This is a genomic window from Bacillus sp. FJAT-26390, assembly GCF_001682865.1.
Classification (GTDB): Bacteria; Bacillota; Bacilli; order Paenibacillales; family Paenibacillaceae; genus Pristimantibacillus.
This window is the reverse complement of sequence record NZ_MAQX01000011.1, coordinates 903854-919073: the sequence shown is the minus strand read 5'-3', so window position 1 is coordinate 919073 and position 15220 is coordinate 903854. Positions and strand designations below refer to the sequence as shown.

The 15220-nt window shown below is 47.5% G+C and carries 16 protein-coding genes; 15 read left to right on the top strand and 1 reads right to left on the bottom strand.

Going from position 1 to position 15220, the window contains the following annotated elements; translation table 11 throughout:
- Positions 1-10: 10 nt before the first annotated feature.
- Positions 11-436: a MerR family transcriptional regulator gene (locus A7975_RS15750; RefSeq protein WP_053372396.1), complete on the bottom strand. Its 426-nt coding sequence runs from the start codon at positions 434-436 to the stop codon at positions 11-13.
- Between the two features lie 180 nt (positions 437-616).
- Between A7975_RS15750 and A7975_RS15745 the strand changes: the two genes are divergently transcribed.
- The 15 genes from A7975_RS15745 (at position 617) to A7975_RS15675 (ending at position 15203) form a co-directional block, all read left to right on the top strand.
- The gene (locus tag A7975_RS15745) at positions 617-1477 is read left to right on the top strand and encodes an SDR family NAD(P)-dependent oxidoreductase (RefSeq protein WP_065385700.1); all 861 of its coding nucleotides are present in this window, start codon (positions 617-619) and stop codon (positions 1475-1477) included.
- Between the two features lie 125 nt (positions 1478-1602).
- A complete protein-coding gene (locus tag A7975_RS15740) occupies positions 1603-2652 on the top strand; it encodes a M42 family metallopeptidase (protein ID WP_065385699.1) in 1050 nt (349 codons plus the stop codon).
- A gap of 111 nt (positions 2653-2763) precedes the next feature.
- Positions 2764-3363, top strand: coding sequence for a bifunctional transcriptional activator/DNA repair enzyme AdaA (locus A7975_RS15735; RefSeq protein WP_255314297.1), 600 nt, complete (start codon positions 2764-2766; stop codon positions 3361-3363).
- Between the two features lie 7 nt (positions 3364-3370).
- Positions 3371-3865: a methylated-DNA--[protein]-cysteine S-methyltransferase gene (locus A7975_RS15730; protein ID WP_065385921.1), complete on the top strand. Its 495-nt coding sequence runs from the start codon at positions 3371-3373 to the stop codon at positions 3863-3865.
- Positions 3862-4680, top strand: a complete 819-nt coding sequence (locus tag A7975_RS15725; protein ID WP_065385697.1) for an SPL family radical SAM protein — start codon at positions 3862-3864, stop codon at positions 4678-4680. Before A7975_RS15730 ends, A7975_RS15725 begins: the two co-directional genes overlap by 4 nt.
- Positions 4681-6064: 1384 nt before the next feature.
- The gene (locus A7975_RS15720; RefSeq protein ID WP_053372391.1) at positions 6065-6349 is read left to right on the top strand and encodes a hypothetical protein; all 285 of its coding nucleotides are present in this window, start codon (positions 6065-6067) and stop codon (positions 6347-6349) included.
- A 167-nt stretch (positions 6350-6516) separates the two neighbouring features.
- A complete protein-coding gene (locus tag A7975_RS15715; RefSeq protein ID WP_053372390.1) occupies positions 6517-7269 on the top strand; it encodes a YveK family protein in 753 nt (250 codons plus the stop codon).
- Positions 7250-7942 (top strand): CpsD/CapB family tyrosine-protein kinase, encoded by a 693-nt coding sequence (locus tag A7975_RS15710; RefSeq protein ID WP_053372389.1) that lies wholly within the window; start codon positions 7250-7252, stop codon positions 7940-7942. The genes A7975_RS15715 and A7975_RS15710 overlap by 20 nt, the downstream gene beginning before the upstream one ends.
- A 192-nt stretch (positions 7943-8134) precedes the next feature.
- On the top strand, positions 8135-9043 hold the full coding sequence (gene galU / locus A7975_RS15705; RefSeq protein WP_053372388.1) for a UTP--glucose-1-phosphate uridylyltransferase GalU: 909 nt from the start codon (positions 8135-8137) through the stop codon (positions 9041-9043).
- Positions 9040-9735, top strand: a complete 696-nt coding sequence (locus tag A7975_RS15700) for a sugar transferase (RefSeq protein WP_082198210.1) — start codon at positions 9040-9042, stop codon at positions 9733-9735. The genes galU and A7975_RS15700 overlap by 4 nt, the downstream gene beginning before the upstream one ends.
- Before the next feature lie 81 nt (positions 9736-9816).
- On the top strand, positions 9817-10932 hold the full coding sequence (locus A7975_RS15695) for a glycosyltransferase family 4 protein (protein WP_065385696.1): 1116 nt from the start codon (positions 9817-9819) through the stop codon (positions 10930-10932).
- A 21-nt stretch (positions 10933-10953) separates the two neighbouring features.
- Positions 10954-12339, top strand: coding sequence for a hypothetical protein (locus A7975_RS15690; protein ID WP_065385695.1), 1386 nt, complete (start codon positions 10954-10956; stop codon positions 12337-12339).
- Positions 12336-13505 carry a glycosyltransferase family 4 protein gene (locus A7975_RS15685; protein ID WP_065385694.1) on the top strand — a complete coding sequence of 390 codons (1170 nt, stop codon included), beginning with the start codon at positions 12336-12338 and terminating at the stop codon, positions 13503-13505. Before A7975_RS15690 ends, A7975_RS15685 begins: the two co-directional genes overlap by 4 nt.
- Positions 13505-14656: a glycosyltransferase gene (locus A7975_RS15680; protein WP_065385693.1), complete on the top strand. Its 1152-nt coding sequence runs from the start codon at positions 13505-13507 to the stop codon at positions 14654-14656. The genes A7975_RS15685 and A7975_RS15680 overlap by 1 nt, the downstream gene beginning before the upstream one ends.
- Positions 14631-15203, top strand: a complete 573-nt coding sequence (locus A7975_RS15675; protein ID WP_053372383.1) for a DapH/DapD/GlmU-related protein — start codon at positions 14631-14633, stop codon at positions 15201-15203. The genes A7975_RS15680 and A7975_RS15675 overlap by 26 nt, the downstream gene beginning before the upstream one ends.
- The last annotated feature ends 17 nt before the right edge of the window (positions 15204-15220 follow it).

Genomic DNA, 15220 nt, shown 5'->3' with positions numbered 1-15220 from the left:
GCAAGGTTCCTTATTTCGCAGAGCCCAGCGGCATGCGGACATTTTCTCCGGAGAGGGAGCAGGCTTGCTCTTCAGCCATTTGTTTGCTTAATTTAGTATCGATAAAATCGACAACCTGCTGCAGGGAATCGATTTGACTAATGATTTTGTTTTTGTGGTTCAGCATCATGTCATGGAGCTCTGGAAATTCGGTAATATCAGCATCGGAAGACAGGTTTAAAAAAGGCTTCATATCCTCTAAAGGCATGCCTGTTTTTTTCAAGCAGGTAATGAGCTTCATCGTATCAACATCTTCCAAACGATACACGCGATGCTGGTTTTGTTTGCGCTCCGCTCGCGGCAGCAAGCCGATTTTCTCGTAATATCGAATCGTATCCCCCGTTAAGCCGGCACGTACTGCAGCTTCCTTAATGGAGTAGCCGTTAGCCTCATTCAAACGTTTCAACCTCCTCTTGCTCACGCTTTTATGTGTAGATTATATAACTTGGAGTCAGCTCCAAGTCAAGTTCGCTTTTTTGCTAAATGGCGCGCTTGACTTCGAGTAGGCTCCAAGTTATACACTGAGCACATCTCATCGATGATGGAATCGAAAAAAACAGTGGTGGAGGCAATTAGAATGAACAAAACAGGATATGGTCGAACCGCTCTTATAACAGGCGCAAGCAATGGAATCGGTCTGGAGCTTACTCGGAAAATGCTGGCTGACGGCTGGGAAATCATTGCTTTGATCCGTTCAGCATTCCCAGAGGACGACAAGCTGATCCAAGCGTCGATTAGCGAAAAAAAGCTTCGGATCTATCAAGCGGACTTAGCTCATTTCGATAGCTTGAGGCATGCTTTGAACCGGATCAAAGCGGAGGAAGGGAAGATTGATCTGCTGTTCAACAACGCAGGCGGCAGCCTCGCCGAGCCGACCTTCTCAAAGCAGGAGCGCGAGCTGCATTATGAGCTGCACACGGTCGTTCCGTACATTATTTTAATGGAGCTGAAGGAGCATCTGCAAAAAGGCGCTTTGAAAACCGTTGTGAATACCTCTTCCAACGCTTTTAAATTTCGCAAACGGTTTGATGCTGACACGTTGGAGCGTCCGACCGATTTCACTATGCTGTTTGGGCCTTATGCAACCTCGAAGCTGGCGCTTTCGTTATGGTCACGGGAGATCGCTCCGCAGCTTGCGCGCGATGGCATAAAGATTTATAGCGTAGATCCGGGAGGAAACAATACGATGAGAAATGGCCAAAAGTCGGGGATACCTTTTTATATGCGACCGATTATTAAGCTTTTTTTCTCTCATCCAAGCAAAGGGGCTGCTCTTCTGTACCATGCTGCTTTGGGCGAAAATAAAGTGAAGTCAGGCGCATACATGATGAATGGCCGCCAAACGGAGCTTCATTTTACCGAGCAAGGCGGCAAGGTGCTGGAGAAAGTAAGGATGATTTATGAGCAGGAATTTGCGGCAGACACTGCACGGAAATAATGAAACGAAGCTGCAGCTCGGTCCGGGCAGTTTAATCCTGTCATTCAATCAGGTAAAATGGACGTATAAGCAGAATGGATGATTTCGTTCATTCAGCCATCCCTATTTATAAGGAGACTCCATTTATGACTACACCGCTCGCACCACAGCTAGACCGCGAATATATCGTCAATCAACTAGAAGCTTTGCTGAATATACCAAGCCCTAGCGGATACTGCATGGCAATTATCCAGCATGTAAAGGCTGAGACGGAAAGGCTAGGCTATTCGCTTGAGATTACGCCTAAAGGGAACGGGATGATTACCATTCCGGGCAAAGAGACGGGCGAAGTGATCGGGATCACGGCGCATCTCGATACGCTTGGCGCGATGGTTCGTTCGATTAAGCCAAACGGCATGCTGCGCATTACGCCGATCGGCGGTTATACGATGCATACGGTTGAGGGCGAGTATGCGGTCATTCACACGCGTGACGGCCGAACATACGAAGGAACCGTCTTGTCTACGAAAGCTTCTGTGCATGTATACTCGGATGCAAGAGACTTTAAGCGCGAGGAAGCGAATATGGAAATTCGCATCGACGAGTTGGTGAAAACAAAGGAAGATACGGAGAAGCTGGGCATATCCGTTGGCGATTTCATATCATGGGACCCTAGAGTCCGTGTTTTTCCAAACGGCTTAGTTAAATCGCGGCACTTGGACGATAAAGCGAGCGTAGCAGCTTTGCTTGGCTTCATGGAATGGTTGAAGCGCGAAGGGAAAACGCCTACCCATACGCTTAAGCTCATTTTATCAACCTATGAGGAAGTTGGGCACGGAAGCTCCTATATCCCTTCGGATATTACGGAAATGATTGCCGTCGATATGGGTGCGCTCGGCGACGATCTCTCCGCAACGGAGCTGGATGTATCGATTTGCGCCAAGGATTCGACCGGACCTTACGACTATGAGATGACCTCGCGGCTAATTGAACTGGCTAAACGTGAAAAGCTCGCGTATGCCGTTGATATCTATCCGCATTATGGCTCTGACGCATCTGCGGCGCTGCGCGGCGGGAGCAATATTCGCGCAGCCTTGATCGGGCCAGGGGTTCATGCATCGCATGGCATGGAAAGAACGCATATGGATGCTGTCGTTAACACGGCGGCTTTGCTGCTTGCTTATGTGATGGAATAACACTCGGAAAATACGGATAAGCGATCAGTTTTGATATCTTGCTTTTACATTCCATAAAGCGTACAGCATGCCAGTTATGGGGGTATACTGTGTGGTATGGAGGTGGGAGGAATGAAGGCGGAGGAACGAATACCGGAAGAGAAGTGGCAGGCGATTATAAGCAATGACGCTTCTTATGACGGCAGATTTATTTATGCGGTGAAGACGACAGGCATTTTTTGCAGGCCTTCCTGCAAGTCCAAAGCTCCGAATAAAGAAAATGTCAGGCTGTTTGAAAATGCGGAGCAAGCGCGTTCCGCTCATTTTCGCCCATGCAAAAGATGCAAGCCGACTGGTGAGCGAATGCCGGATGACGAGTGGGTCGATATCATTACGCAATATATTGACAGCCATTATAGAGAAATACTGACCCTCGACACGTTGGCTGATATGTGTCATGGCAGCCCTTATCATTTGCAGCGTACTTTTAAGCGAATGAAGGGAATGACGCCCGTTGAGTATATACAGCAGACGAGAATAACGAAAGCTAAGGAGTATCTTGCCCACACGGACCGAGCTGTTTCGGATATTGCGTTGAATGTCGGTATGGCAAACACCTCCTACTTTATTACGCTGTTTAAGAAGAAGACCGGGCGTACGCCAAATGATTATCGTCATTCCAAACCAAACAACGAAGCGACGGAGGTGCCGCAAGGTGGCGGAGAAAATTAGTTCATTTATGTATTGGTCTTTGCTCGTTCATGGAAAATGGAGCATGTATGTTGCCGCGACGTCTCAGGGGTTATGCTTTGTGGGATCGCAAAATAAACCGTTCGAGGAGCTGGCCGCTTGGGCTGATGTGAAGTTCCCCGGCAGCAAGCTTGTTCGGGACGATGAGAAGCTGCAGCCATATGCGGCACAGTTGAGCGAATATCTTGAAGGAAGCCGCAAAGCGTTTACGATTCCTTTTGATTTTCGCGGGACATCGTTCCAACTTGCGGTGTGGAAATCGCTTTGCGAAATTCCATATGGGCAAACCCAGTCCTATTCGGATATCGCTAACACTATTCAAAAGCCGGCAGCAGTTCGAGCGGTAGGGGCAGCTATTGGGGCAAACCCGGTTTTAATAACGGTGCCTTGCCACCGCGTAATCGGCAAAAACGGCTCGCTCACCGGTTATCGGGGCGGCTTAGAGATGAAGACCCAGCTCCTGCAGCTGGAACGGGATGCATGAAGACGGCGCTGTTATATAAAAACCCGAAGACGCTTCTTAATAAAGGCACAGGTTATCTAGAGGAGTACAGCCACTCGCTTAATCCCTACACCGGCTGCTCGTTTGGCTGCTCGTACTGTTATGTTCGGCAGATGCCGGTTTCTACGTTCCGTCAGGAAGAATGGGGCACGTGGGTAGACGTGAAAATGGGAGCCGCGGCTCTGCTGCGGAAGGAGCTGCACCGCGCGAAGGGCAAAGGAAAGGTCACGATTTTTATGTCATCGAGCACGGACCCCTATCAGCCTATTGAACATACAGAAAAGGTAACGAGATCGCTGCTTGAGGTAATGGTTGAAGACCCGCCGGACTTTCTGTTCGTACAAACAAGAAGTCCGCTCGTCCATAGAGATATAGATCTGCTTTTGCAGCTGGGAGACAAGGTACGGGTTAGCATGACCGTCGAGACGGATCTGGAGGATGTACGCAAACATTTTTCGCCGGCTGCGCCTCCGATTGCGGCGAGATTAAAGACGCTGCAGCTGCTGGCGGAAGCGGGTGTACCCGTTCAAGCGACTATCGCGCCGATATTGCCAAGCAGCGAAGCCTTCCCGGATAGGTTAAAAGCGCTGGTCAACCGTGTCTGCGTGGATGATTTTTTTATGGGAGACGGCAGCGGCGGGCGAAGAACGCGAAGTCTCGGCATAGACAAGCTTTATGCAGAGCTAGGTTTAGAGGAGTGGTTTTCGAAAGACGCATACCGGATCGTATACGACCGGCTTAGGCGAGTTTTTCCTGAGGATCAGATTTATCTGAGCCAAGAGGGTTTTGCGCCTTAATAGGTGAGATTGGGGTTAGCCCGCAGCAGGTTTATTCATTGGCTGCGTGGCTAGCCCTTTTTTAGTTTCGGGGAGAAGTGGCTTGTGGAATTACCGGGTATTTCTCCCGTTAATTTACTCTAGATGGAGCTGGAAATTGATTTAACTGGAAATTCTCCCGTTAATCTAAGCGAAAATGCCCTCAACGGGCAAAATCGAGCGGATTAACGGGAGAAATTCCATCTAATGCGAAAAAAAGGTCGTTTGTAGCGATATTAGCTGGAGAAATTCCTTCTAATTGTAACGTGGTGTGAAAGTATTGGATTGGTGCTCATCGTGCTGCCCCACAAGTAGATATAGAATGCATGGAACGACTCCCGCTAGGAGTTCCTTCTATTAAAGGTAGATCGTTTGTAGAGAAAGGAGGCAATAAGCGACTATATAAAGCAGCGATATGTCCATATGCGCAGAAAGTTTGCGATGAGCGCTACTACCGTCAGCAGCACACTAACCACTAATCGTAGACGGGCTGTTGATCAGCATGTCATCAGCGGCTCTATGCCCTCCCTACACAGTTAAACTGCGTAAAACACCAGCTCCCCGCAGTCGTGACTCCAAGGCATGCATGCGCTTTCTTTCGCCAAATTCGGCATTAGTAGGACGTTTGGAGAGGAGGAGGAGGTAGTTATTTTGGAATGAGATCCAACGCGATTACGGCGCAATTACAGTGCTTTTGAAGCTTTATATTTATCCCGATTCATGGAAGGAAATCCTGAATGGCTGTTCAGCATGGAAGTCAAAAATCCGAAAAAGTAAGGGTCAAATCTGTTTAATGTACGTTTTTAGCAGTTAAGTGTTGGTGTTTTTGAGCGAAATACTGAATTATGATTTTTTTTTAATGTAAATCTAACGTTACGATGTGAGAAAATATGCGCAAAATCAGGCTTCGCGAATAATGTCGAACAGGGATTTTGTCCTGCTTAGGTAGGATACTGGTCAATAGTCCCTCCTTTTTACGTCAATAAAGCGCATTCATTTGCAAATTAAAAACGTTGAGCAACCTAACAAAACAGGAAAAACCCTTTAGCTATGGGGGAAAGTAGCGAATGAAGGTTTGGTAAAAATGAGTCTGAAGTGGGACTCTCTCAGAAAATTCATAAAGCGCTTCCAGTTGTCAGAATTATTAATTTCGACATCAAAATAGTGCCGTTTTATTTCCAACTATTCACATCAATTAGGAGTCCGTACTTATGAAAACCAGGATGAAAATGAGTACGAATGGCTAATCGACACCATGTCTTTATTCCCTCAAGAATTATTATCATCTGTGTCATACTAGAGTGCAGGAAGGGTTTGACGATTCAACGTTAAGGAACGAGCGAGCCGAAGAATGGAGGTTTCAAAGATGAACATTTCAAATCAGGAGCAGAAGCGAGTAAGGCTGAAGCAATTTTTGAAAATACTATCCGAGGATCCTTCTCTCGTGCAGCAAGACGGGAAAACGGAAGCAAGAACATTGCCTGAGCTCCTTATGGCTACAGGATGCCGTCCGTGCAATGAACCAGTAGATATGGCTGAGCTGTTCTCGCAGCTTCTCGGCAAGCTGGGCAAACAAGCCTGCTCTGCCGATATGATGGAGCATGTTATGAATGGCGGAACAGTCGATGATTTTATGAACACTGCAAAATAATAGGTTCCGTCCTTGTTGTCAGGCATTCATGAAACAGGATATACCTAATCAATAAATCACGTCTAAAAGGTCGCGTTTTGAATAATTAAAGAATTTTAATATTCGATAAGAACAACTTTCATGAAGCTGCAAGGACGGATGACTTTATTAGTAACGGAGGAAATCAATTGGAATTAAAACAGTATTGGATCATCGTGAAGAGAAGGCTATTGATGATTGCTTTAATTATTGCCGTCAGCTGTCTAACCATCGGAATTTACTCCAATTACTTCATCACACCACAGTATGAAGCATCCGCCAAATTAATCGTCAACGATTTTAAAGGCAGCAGCTCGCTGCTTCCAAGCATAGACGTTGGCTCGATCAACTCCACGATTGGACTTATCAAAACCTATAAAGAGATTTTAAGAACGCCGCGAATGATGAAAAAGGTCGTTAAGCAGTATCCGGACCTTGGCGTCACGTACGGCGAGCTGATCAGCAAAGTATCCGTAAGCTCGGTGAATGAGACGCAGGTCATGTCCATATCCGTCAGGGATGATTCTTACGCGCAAGCGGCTAGAATCGCCAACGCGATTGCGATCGTTTTTCAAAAATCGGTTCCAGAGCTTATGAAGGTAGACAACGTATCGGTTTTGGACCAAGCCGACCCGAAGGAGAATCATGCGCCGGTAGCACCGAACCCAAAGATGAACATTGCCGTCACCTTTATGCTGGCCTTGATGGTAGGTGTAGGACTTACCTTCCTGCTTGATTATTTGGATGACACGATTAAGACCGAGGAAGACATCGAGGCGCTCCTTGAAGTTCCGGTACTATCGTCCATTCCGAAGTTTGAAGAGAGGGATGCGCTTGAGAGAAGCAGCGCACCGGCAAAGACGTTAGCAGGGAGGGAACAAAATGTCTCGCTTGATACCTAAATGGAACCTTATTACCGAGCTTAATCCAAAATCGCCGATTTCAGAGGGCTACCGCATGCTGAGGACAAACATCGAGTTCTCGACCATTAACCAAAAGCTGCAAATCATCATGGTTACCTCCTCCAAGCCGAGCGAGGGCAAAAGCACAACATGCGCCAATATGGCGGTTGCATTCGCTCAAGCCAACAAAAAGGTACTGCTTATCGATGCCGATTTGCGCAAGCCGTCACAGCACCATATTTTTGGAAAATCGAACCGCAGCGGCTTAACGACCGCATTGTTTAACCAGCTGAAGCTGGAGGACATCATTCAGTTCACCGGTACCGAGAATCTATCGATTATTCAAGCGGGGCCAACGCCTCCTAATCCATCGGAGCTGCTCTCGTCGGATCAAATGGCAGATTTGCTGAAGAAGGCTAGGGAGCGCTACGACGTCATTATTATCGACACGCCGCCAATTATGTCCGTAACGGATGCTCAGATCGTAGCGACTCAAAGCGACGGCGTCGTTCTGGTCGTCGATTCCGGAAAAGTGAAAAAAGACGTGGCGCTCAAAGCGAAGGCTTCACTTGAGCATGTGAAGGCGCGGTTGATCGGCGTCGTGCTCAACAAAATCAATCGAAATCATTCGGATATCTATTCCTATTACTACGGAGAGAAGACGGACGCTTAAATGCGAGCCGGTCCCGAGTAGCCAAAAGCAAGGAATGGATAGGTAATGTCTCCTGCACCTCTATCACCGGAGGCACTCGGTCATGCTGTGGGTCAGCCGACCTTAGACGTTAATCGTCAAGGGTGTGACGTGAGGAGGGGTTCGATGCCCCTGTATATATACAAAAAATATAATAGGATAGGGTGAAGTCAGATGAAAAAAGTGAGAAAAGCCATTATCCCTGCCGCAGGACTCGGCACCCGTTTTTTGCCAGCAACTAAAGCGATGCCTAAAGAAATGCTTCCTATCGTCGACAAGCCGACTATTCAGTATATCGTAGAGGAAGCGATTGAATCAGGCGTAGAAGACATCATCGTCGTCACAGGTAAAGGTAAACGTGCGATTGAGGATCATTTTGATATCGCGTTTGAGCTTGAGCATATTTTAGAGGAAAAAGGGAAATTCGATATTTTGGAAAAGGTAAGAAAATCATCAAATGTGAATCTCCATTACATAAGGCAAAAAGAAGCAAAAGGACTAGGGCATGCCGTTTGGTGCGCGCGCAACTTTATTGGCGACGAGCCGTTTGCCGTTCTGCTTGGCGATGATATCGTCGAGGCTGAGACGCCATGCACAAGGCAGCTTATCGAGCAGTATGAAAAAACAGGGCGTTCCGTCATTGGCGTTCAAAGCGTGGGCGTCGATCAAACGCATCGTTACGGTATCGTTGATCCCGGACAGCGGTTGGACAATTTATACGAGGTTAATAGTTTCGTAGAGAAGCCGCCGCAAGGACAAGCGCCTTCCAATCTAGCGATCATGGGACGTTATGTGCTAACACCGGAAATTTTCGAATATTTGGGGCGGCATGAGCGCGGCGCCGGGGGAGAAATTCAGCTTACGGACGCGATTCAAAAGCTTAATATGGACCAAGGCGTATATGCTTTCGACTTCCAAGGCACTCGGTACGATGTCGGCGAACAGCTTGGCTTTATTATGACGACACTCGATTTTGCGCTTAGGAACAATGAGCTGAAGTACAAGCTTATGACCGAGCTTGAGGAATTGATGGAGCGGGAGCTCAGCAAGCAATTATTATCCGGAAGGAGCGATAGAAGATGACACCTCCACAATATCAGGATGAAGCGGTAGTCGGCGTATCTGATTACTACTCGAATACGATTGCAGGGCGCGATGATCGCCAAGCGGTTACGATGTATTCAGTAATGAAGCGTACGATTGACATTGTTGGTTCGCTAGTCGGTTTAATGCTGTTAAGCCCGCTGTTTATCATCATCGCTATCCTTATTAAGTGGGAGGATCCGAAAGGATCTGTCTTCTTCTATCAAACAAGGATCGGCAAAAATGAGAAGCCGTTTCGGATGTTCAAATTCCGCTCGATGCTGACCGGCGCCGAGGATAAGCTGAAAGAGTTGCTCGATAAGAACGAAATTAAAGGCGCAATGTTTAAAATGAAGGACGATCCGCGCATTACGAAAATCGGCAAGCTAATCCGGAAAACAAGCATTGATGAGCTGCCGCAATTGCTGAACGTGCTAAGAGGCGAAATGTCCTTGGTCGGTCCAAGACCTCCGCTTCAACGGGAAGTGGCGGAATATACCGAGTATGACAAGCAGCGCCTGTCCGTAACGCCTGGCTGCACAGGGCTTTGGCAGGTTAGCGGCAGAAACAATCTTTGCTTCAAGCAAATGGTTGAGCTGGATCTGGCTTATATCGAGAAAAGATGCATTTGGTTCGATATTAAAATCATGCTGAAAACGGTGAAAACCGTCGTTAGCTCGGATGCTTATTAATAAACAAAGTTTTGCTTCGCGAAACTAAGCCTATGCTTACGATGATAGTTTTGCTTCGCAAAACTTTAAGGAGTTGATGAAATGGCAAGAGTCCTGCATATATCGGAGTTTACGAAGGGCGGCATTGAAACCCACCTGAACGAGGTGCTGAGTTACCAATCGGGCAGACATGATATCTATCTTATGGCTTCCGAGCAGAACTCACGCCCTGAGTCGCTTCAGATTAGCCAAGACCGTTTGTGCTTGTATCCATACAAGCGGAAGCCGGCTTATTTCCTTCAAGCGATAAAAGCCATTCATCACAAGGTAAAGGCGTTTAAGCCGGATATCGTTCATGTCCACGGAACGTTCGCAGGTGTTTTCCTGCGGACGTTGTTTTTTTTCAAGAGCCGCAGGCCGGTCGTCATTTACAACGCGCATGGCTGGGCTTTCCTGATGGACACGAAGCCTTGGAAACAACGGGCCTTTGCTTTCGTGGAGAAGGTGCTGGCACTCCGTACCGACTACATTATCAATATCTCTAGGCATGAATATGAGATGGCTATGCATTACGGATTGCCAGCCGAGAAATCGGGAGTCGTCTATAACGGCGTTTCCGATACGATTGCTTCCAGCAAACCACCCTTTGAGACGCAGCCAGACAAAATCAATTTGCTCTACGTCGGCCGCTTCGACCGCCAAAAGGGCTTTGACCTGCTGCTGGACGTATTCAACGAGCATAAGTTCAAGAACGTCCATCTCTATTTGGTCGGAGACACGGTGCTGGAGGAAGTTGAATATGTTTTCCCTGACAATGCGGTCAAGATTGGCTGGGTAGACAACTCCGAGATCGACCGTTACATGAGAGCCTGTGATGCGGTTATCATTCCATCGCGCTGGGAGGGCTTCGGCATCGTCGCCATTGAAGCGCTGCGGAACAAGAAGCCGGTCATTGCAAGCAATCGGGGCGCGCTTCCGGAAATTATCCGGCATGGCCTGAATGGTTACATCTTTGATTTTGAGAACAAGCAAGAGCTGGCTGACATCGTCCATAGGCTGGACAAGCCGACGCTGGAGGCGATGGGACAGACCGGGCTGAATATTTTCCAAGATAAATTTCATTCGGTTCAAATGAACAAGCAGATTGAGCGGCTTTATGAGGAAACGTTGCAAAAACGAAAAGATCCGTATTCCGCAGCAATCAAAAAATATGTCTAGATTTACGGGGATGGAGAGAAGATGAGCCTAAACTTGCAGAGCAACCTTACGACTAATGATAAATTAGCCAAGAAAGAGGGCAAGGAACAGGTCTTTTTGGCGATCTACCTGAGCCTATTGCTGGTGCTGACCGTCTATCAGGATTTCCCGTTAGTCAATATGATCGGTGAGATCGGCAGATCGCCTATTATTCTTATGCTGCCGCTGTTTATGTTTTGCGAGATTGCAATGCTTGCGAAACATAAGAGGGTGATGCATGGGTCGGTGCTGCAAAAGTATCTGTTCGGCTTTATCCTTTATTTGAGCTTTATCAGCATCGTCTACCTGCTCGTTCAATTCATACAGGGCAGCTACAGCTTCGGCTCGGAGGGGTTGCTTGGCAAAGCGATAAAGGTTTTGATCTATTTTGTGCTGATCCTGCTTTATATCAGGCATATGCAGCTCGTATTTTCCAAGATCAAAAGCTTTAAAGTGCTGTATGGCTGCTTTCTTGCAGTCGTCACGCTGCTTGCGGCCATTATGATTTTGGAGCTTATGAGCATGCCAAACGCCTTTACGTATTTGCATTCAGGGAACCATCCTTATTGGCGGGTTAGAATGTTAACCTCGGAGAGCAGCACGACAGGCTCGATCGTCGTTGTATACTCTGCGATACTCGTTTATTTGACCAAATATTTAAGCAGCTTTGGAAGAACGCTGTCCATTGTTTACGCTTCAAGCTTCTTTCTGTTTTATGTGTTCATTACGGGTTCAAAAGGGTTCATGATCATTATTTTGCTCACGCTGGTCGTGACGATGATCAAGTTTTTGGATTTTCGAAAAAAGAAAAACTTTATTTTGCTAATCTCAGTCGTACTGGCCATGTACATGTTCATTACCAACTTTTCGGCAGGGCTGGTCAGCTCGTTTAGCAATGACATCGAAAACTACACATCTTCCTACACGCGAATGGGAACGATCATTATCTCGCTGGCCACCGTACTTCACAATCCGCTCGGGGTCGGCACAGGAGCATACCTCATGTATTTTGATAAGTATGTGAATGATTCGATTAGCTTGATGTCCCATTTTTACTACAACATGTTTGGCATTAGCCAAATTAATGCGGGGGAGCTGTTGCAATATTCGGGCTCGGATAAAAACTTAGGCGTTAAATCAGGCTTTTTCCAGTGGGTGATGTTCGGCGGAATTTTTTCGGTGCTGTTCTTCTACCTGCTCGCCAAAAACCTGATTATTAAAGTAAAATCCAGCTCCATTCTTTTTTTAGCGCTTGTGTTCATTTTATTCTCCATGCTTCTCGTTACCTTAGAAATCAAGTACGAGGTATGGCTGCTGTTTGCTTTTATTAGCCTTTTTCTAGGCAAGAACGAAATCCAATCATCAAAAAGGTCGGGGGTAGTCAAATGAAAATGCTAGTAGTGTGCAGTGATTTTCCATATCCCGCCGACCATGGCGGAAGAGTCGACACTTGGGGCAGAATCAAGGTGCTCGCTGAGCTCGGCTGGAAGCTTCATCTGCTCGTATGCGGCAAGCAGACGCCGTCTAAGGAAGAAATGGAAGCTGTGTATGACTATGTAGAAGAAATTACACTCTGCGATCGCAGAAGCAAGCTTGCGGATCTGCTCCACGTCATTCCGATGCAGGTACAGTCCAGAAGCGAGCTGCGAAGCGTCAAGCTGTCAGGAGATTACGATTATGTGCTGCTTGAGGGCGACTATGTGTACCCGGTGCTGCAAAATCCGAAGATCAGGCAAGACACGGCGATCCTAAGAGTTCACAACGATGAAGCGGTCTACTTCAAGGCGCTTGCCAGAAGCACCAAAAACGTCGTCCATAAAATGTATTACCACATGGAGAGCAGCAAGTTCGCGATTTTGCAAAAAAGAATGCTCGAGAAGGTCGACAAATATTTGTTTATATCGAGCAAAGAATTTGAAAATTTCCAAAAGCAAAATCCAGCGGCAAAGAGCTTGTTCCTGCCTCCGCCTGTCTCGAAGGTCAGCTTCGAATCCAGTGATTTTCAAAACAAAAATGTCGTATTTATTGGTTCGTTATTTATGCCGAATAACCGGGAGGCGATTCAGTGGTATCTCGAGCATATCCATCCGCTGATGCTGAAGGAGCCGGAGTACAAGTTCATCATAGCAGGCAACAGCAGAAAGCAGAGCTTAAGCTGGCTTGATCCGTACGATATGACGAACGTGATCGTGCATGATACGCCGAAGAGCCTCGACGACATTTATAGAAGCGGTTATTTATTCGTTAATCCGATGCAAAACGGAGCGGGCGTCAAGCTGAAGACGATTGAAGCGATCCAGAACGGCTTGCCGGTCATCTCGACCTCCATCGGCTATGAAGGAACCGGGCTAGTCGATAATGAGCATATTATGGTCGCCGACCGGCCGGAGCTATTTTACGCGAAAATCAAGCAGCTGTTCGATAACCCGCAAGCGGCGAAGGCGCTGCTGGAGTCGTCGCAAAGCTTCTTGCGCACGCATTACAACCATAAAGAGGTGCTGAAGTCGTTTATTCAGTCCTTAAATAACAGTTATAAAGTAAAGCAGGTGCTGTAATGGACAAGCGAAAAATTAACGTTATGTTTGTGACCCATGCGGATAAAAAAGGCGGCGCCGAGCAGAGCCTCATCCATCTCATCAATTATTTGGACTCGTCGAAATACCGGATCTTCTTGTTAAGCCCCGGCGATGCGTCGTATTTGCATGAGATCCGTGCGGAATATGTACATTTCCCGCTGCATCTGAACAGCATTAAGCAGAAGTTTGGCTTAGGCTATATCGAAACGGTGCTTAAGATCAAGTCATTCGTTCGGAAAAATAAAATCGACATCGTGCACGCCAACGGCTGGCGGGCTCCGTGGTACACGGCTCCGCTAAAATTTCTGGCGAAATCCAAGCTGGTCTGGCATCACCGCGATTATACGCATTTGCGCATGTTCAATCAGGTGCTTCCGCGTTTCTTTGACCGGGTTATTTGCATCTCGCATTTTGTGGCGAACTCGATCCAAGGCAGCAACAAAACGATTATTTACAATGGCGTTGACCCTGAGCTTGCCTTGACGAAGAAGAGCCGGACTTTTATGGAGGATGACACGCTTGTCATCGGCACGTTCGGCCGAATCGTGGAATGGAAAAGGTATCATCTCATGATTGAAGCCGTCAAGAAACTAGCCGACAGCAACCGGAAAAACTGGAAGCTGCTTATCGTAGGGGACGCTTCCGTTGACGGGTCGGATGGTTATTACAACGATATGATCCAGAAGGTGCTCTCTTATGGACTAGAGCATCAGGTTATCTTCTATGGCTACAGCAATAAACCGCTTGATGTCATGAAGGAATGTGATCTTACGATCAACTTCTCGCTTAACGAGCCGTTTGGCAGAGTCATTATCGAATCGATGCTCGTTGAAACGCCTGTTATCGTAGCGGATTCCGGCGGAGCGCCAGAAATCATCCATCATACGAATGGCGGCTTTATCGTGAAGGACGGCGATGTAGACGAGCTGTATCAGACGATCCAGCGGGTATATGACAAGAACGTCGACCATCAGGAGATGTCTAATCGCGGTTACACCAGCGTAATGAACGATTTTAACATGAGCACGATTGCCAAAAAAGTAGAGTCCACTTACAGCCGTTTGCTCGCGCCAAACTTGAAGCCGGAAGCGGCAGGAGGAACGGATGAGTACAGCATACAGTCAAATTAGCTTCGGCAAGCTGCTGGCCGTTCTGAAGGGAGCGGCTGTACTTCCGATCAAGGCGAGCTCGGTCGGCAGGCTTGGCAGAATAGCCGGGAAGCTTAATGTGAAGAACAAGGGTAAATTTGATATCGGCAAAAATGTTTCCTTCCAAGGAAAGCCGTTTCCGTCTTCGATTACGGTCGAGAAGCAGGCTGAGCTGTGGGTTGGCGATAACGTGTTTTTTAATTATGGCCTCGATATCGGCTGCACGCAGTCGATCCGAATCGGCAGCAACACGATCATCGGTCCGATGGTGAACATTATCGATACGAACTTTCATCCTGTTGACATGGAGGACCGGTCGGTGAGCAAAAACATTGTCATCTCGGATAATGTCTGGATCGGACGCGGCGCCGTGATTTTGCCGGGCGTTACGATTGGCCAAGGCTCGGTCATTGCGGCAGGCAGCATCGTAACGCGGGATATTCCGGCAAATGTGCTGGCAGGCGGCACGCCTGCCAAGGTGATTCGCGAGCTCCGGGTAACGAATGAATGGATTCGCAGATACAACTGATCGAGAGCGGAACGGCT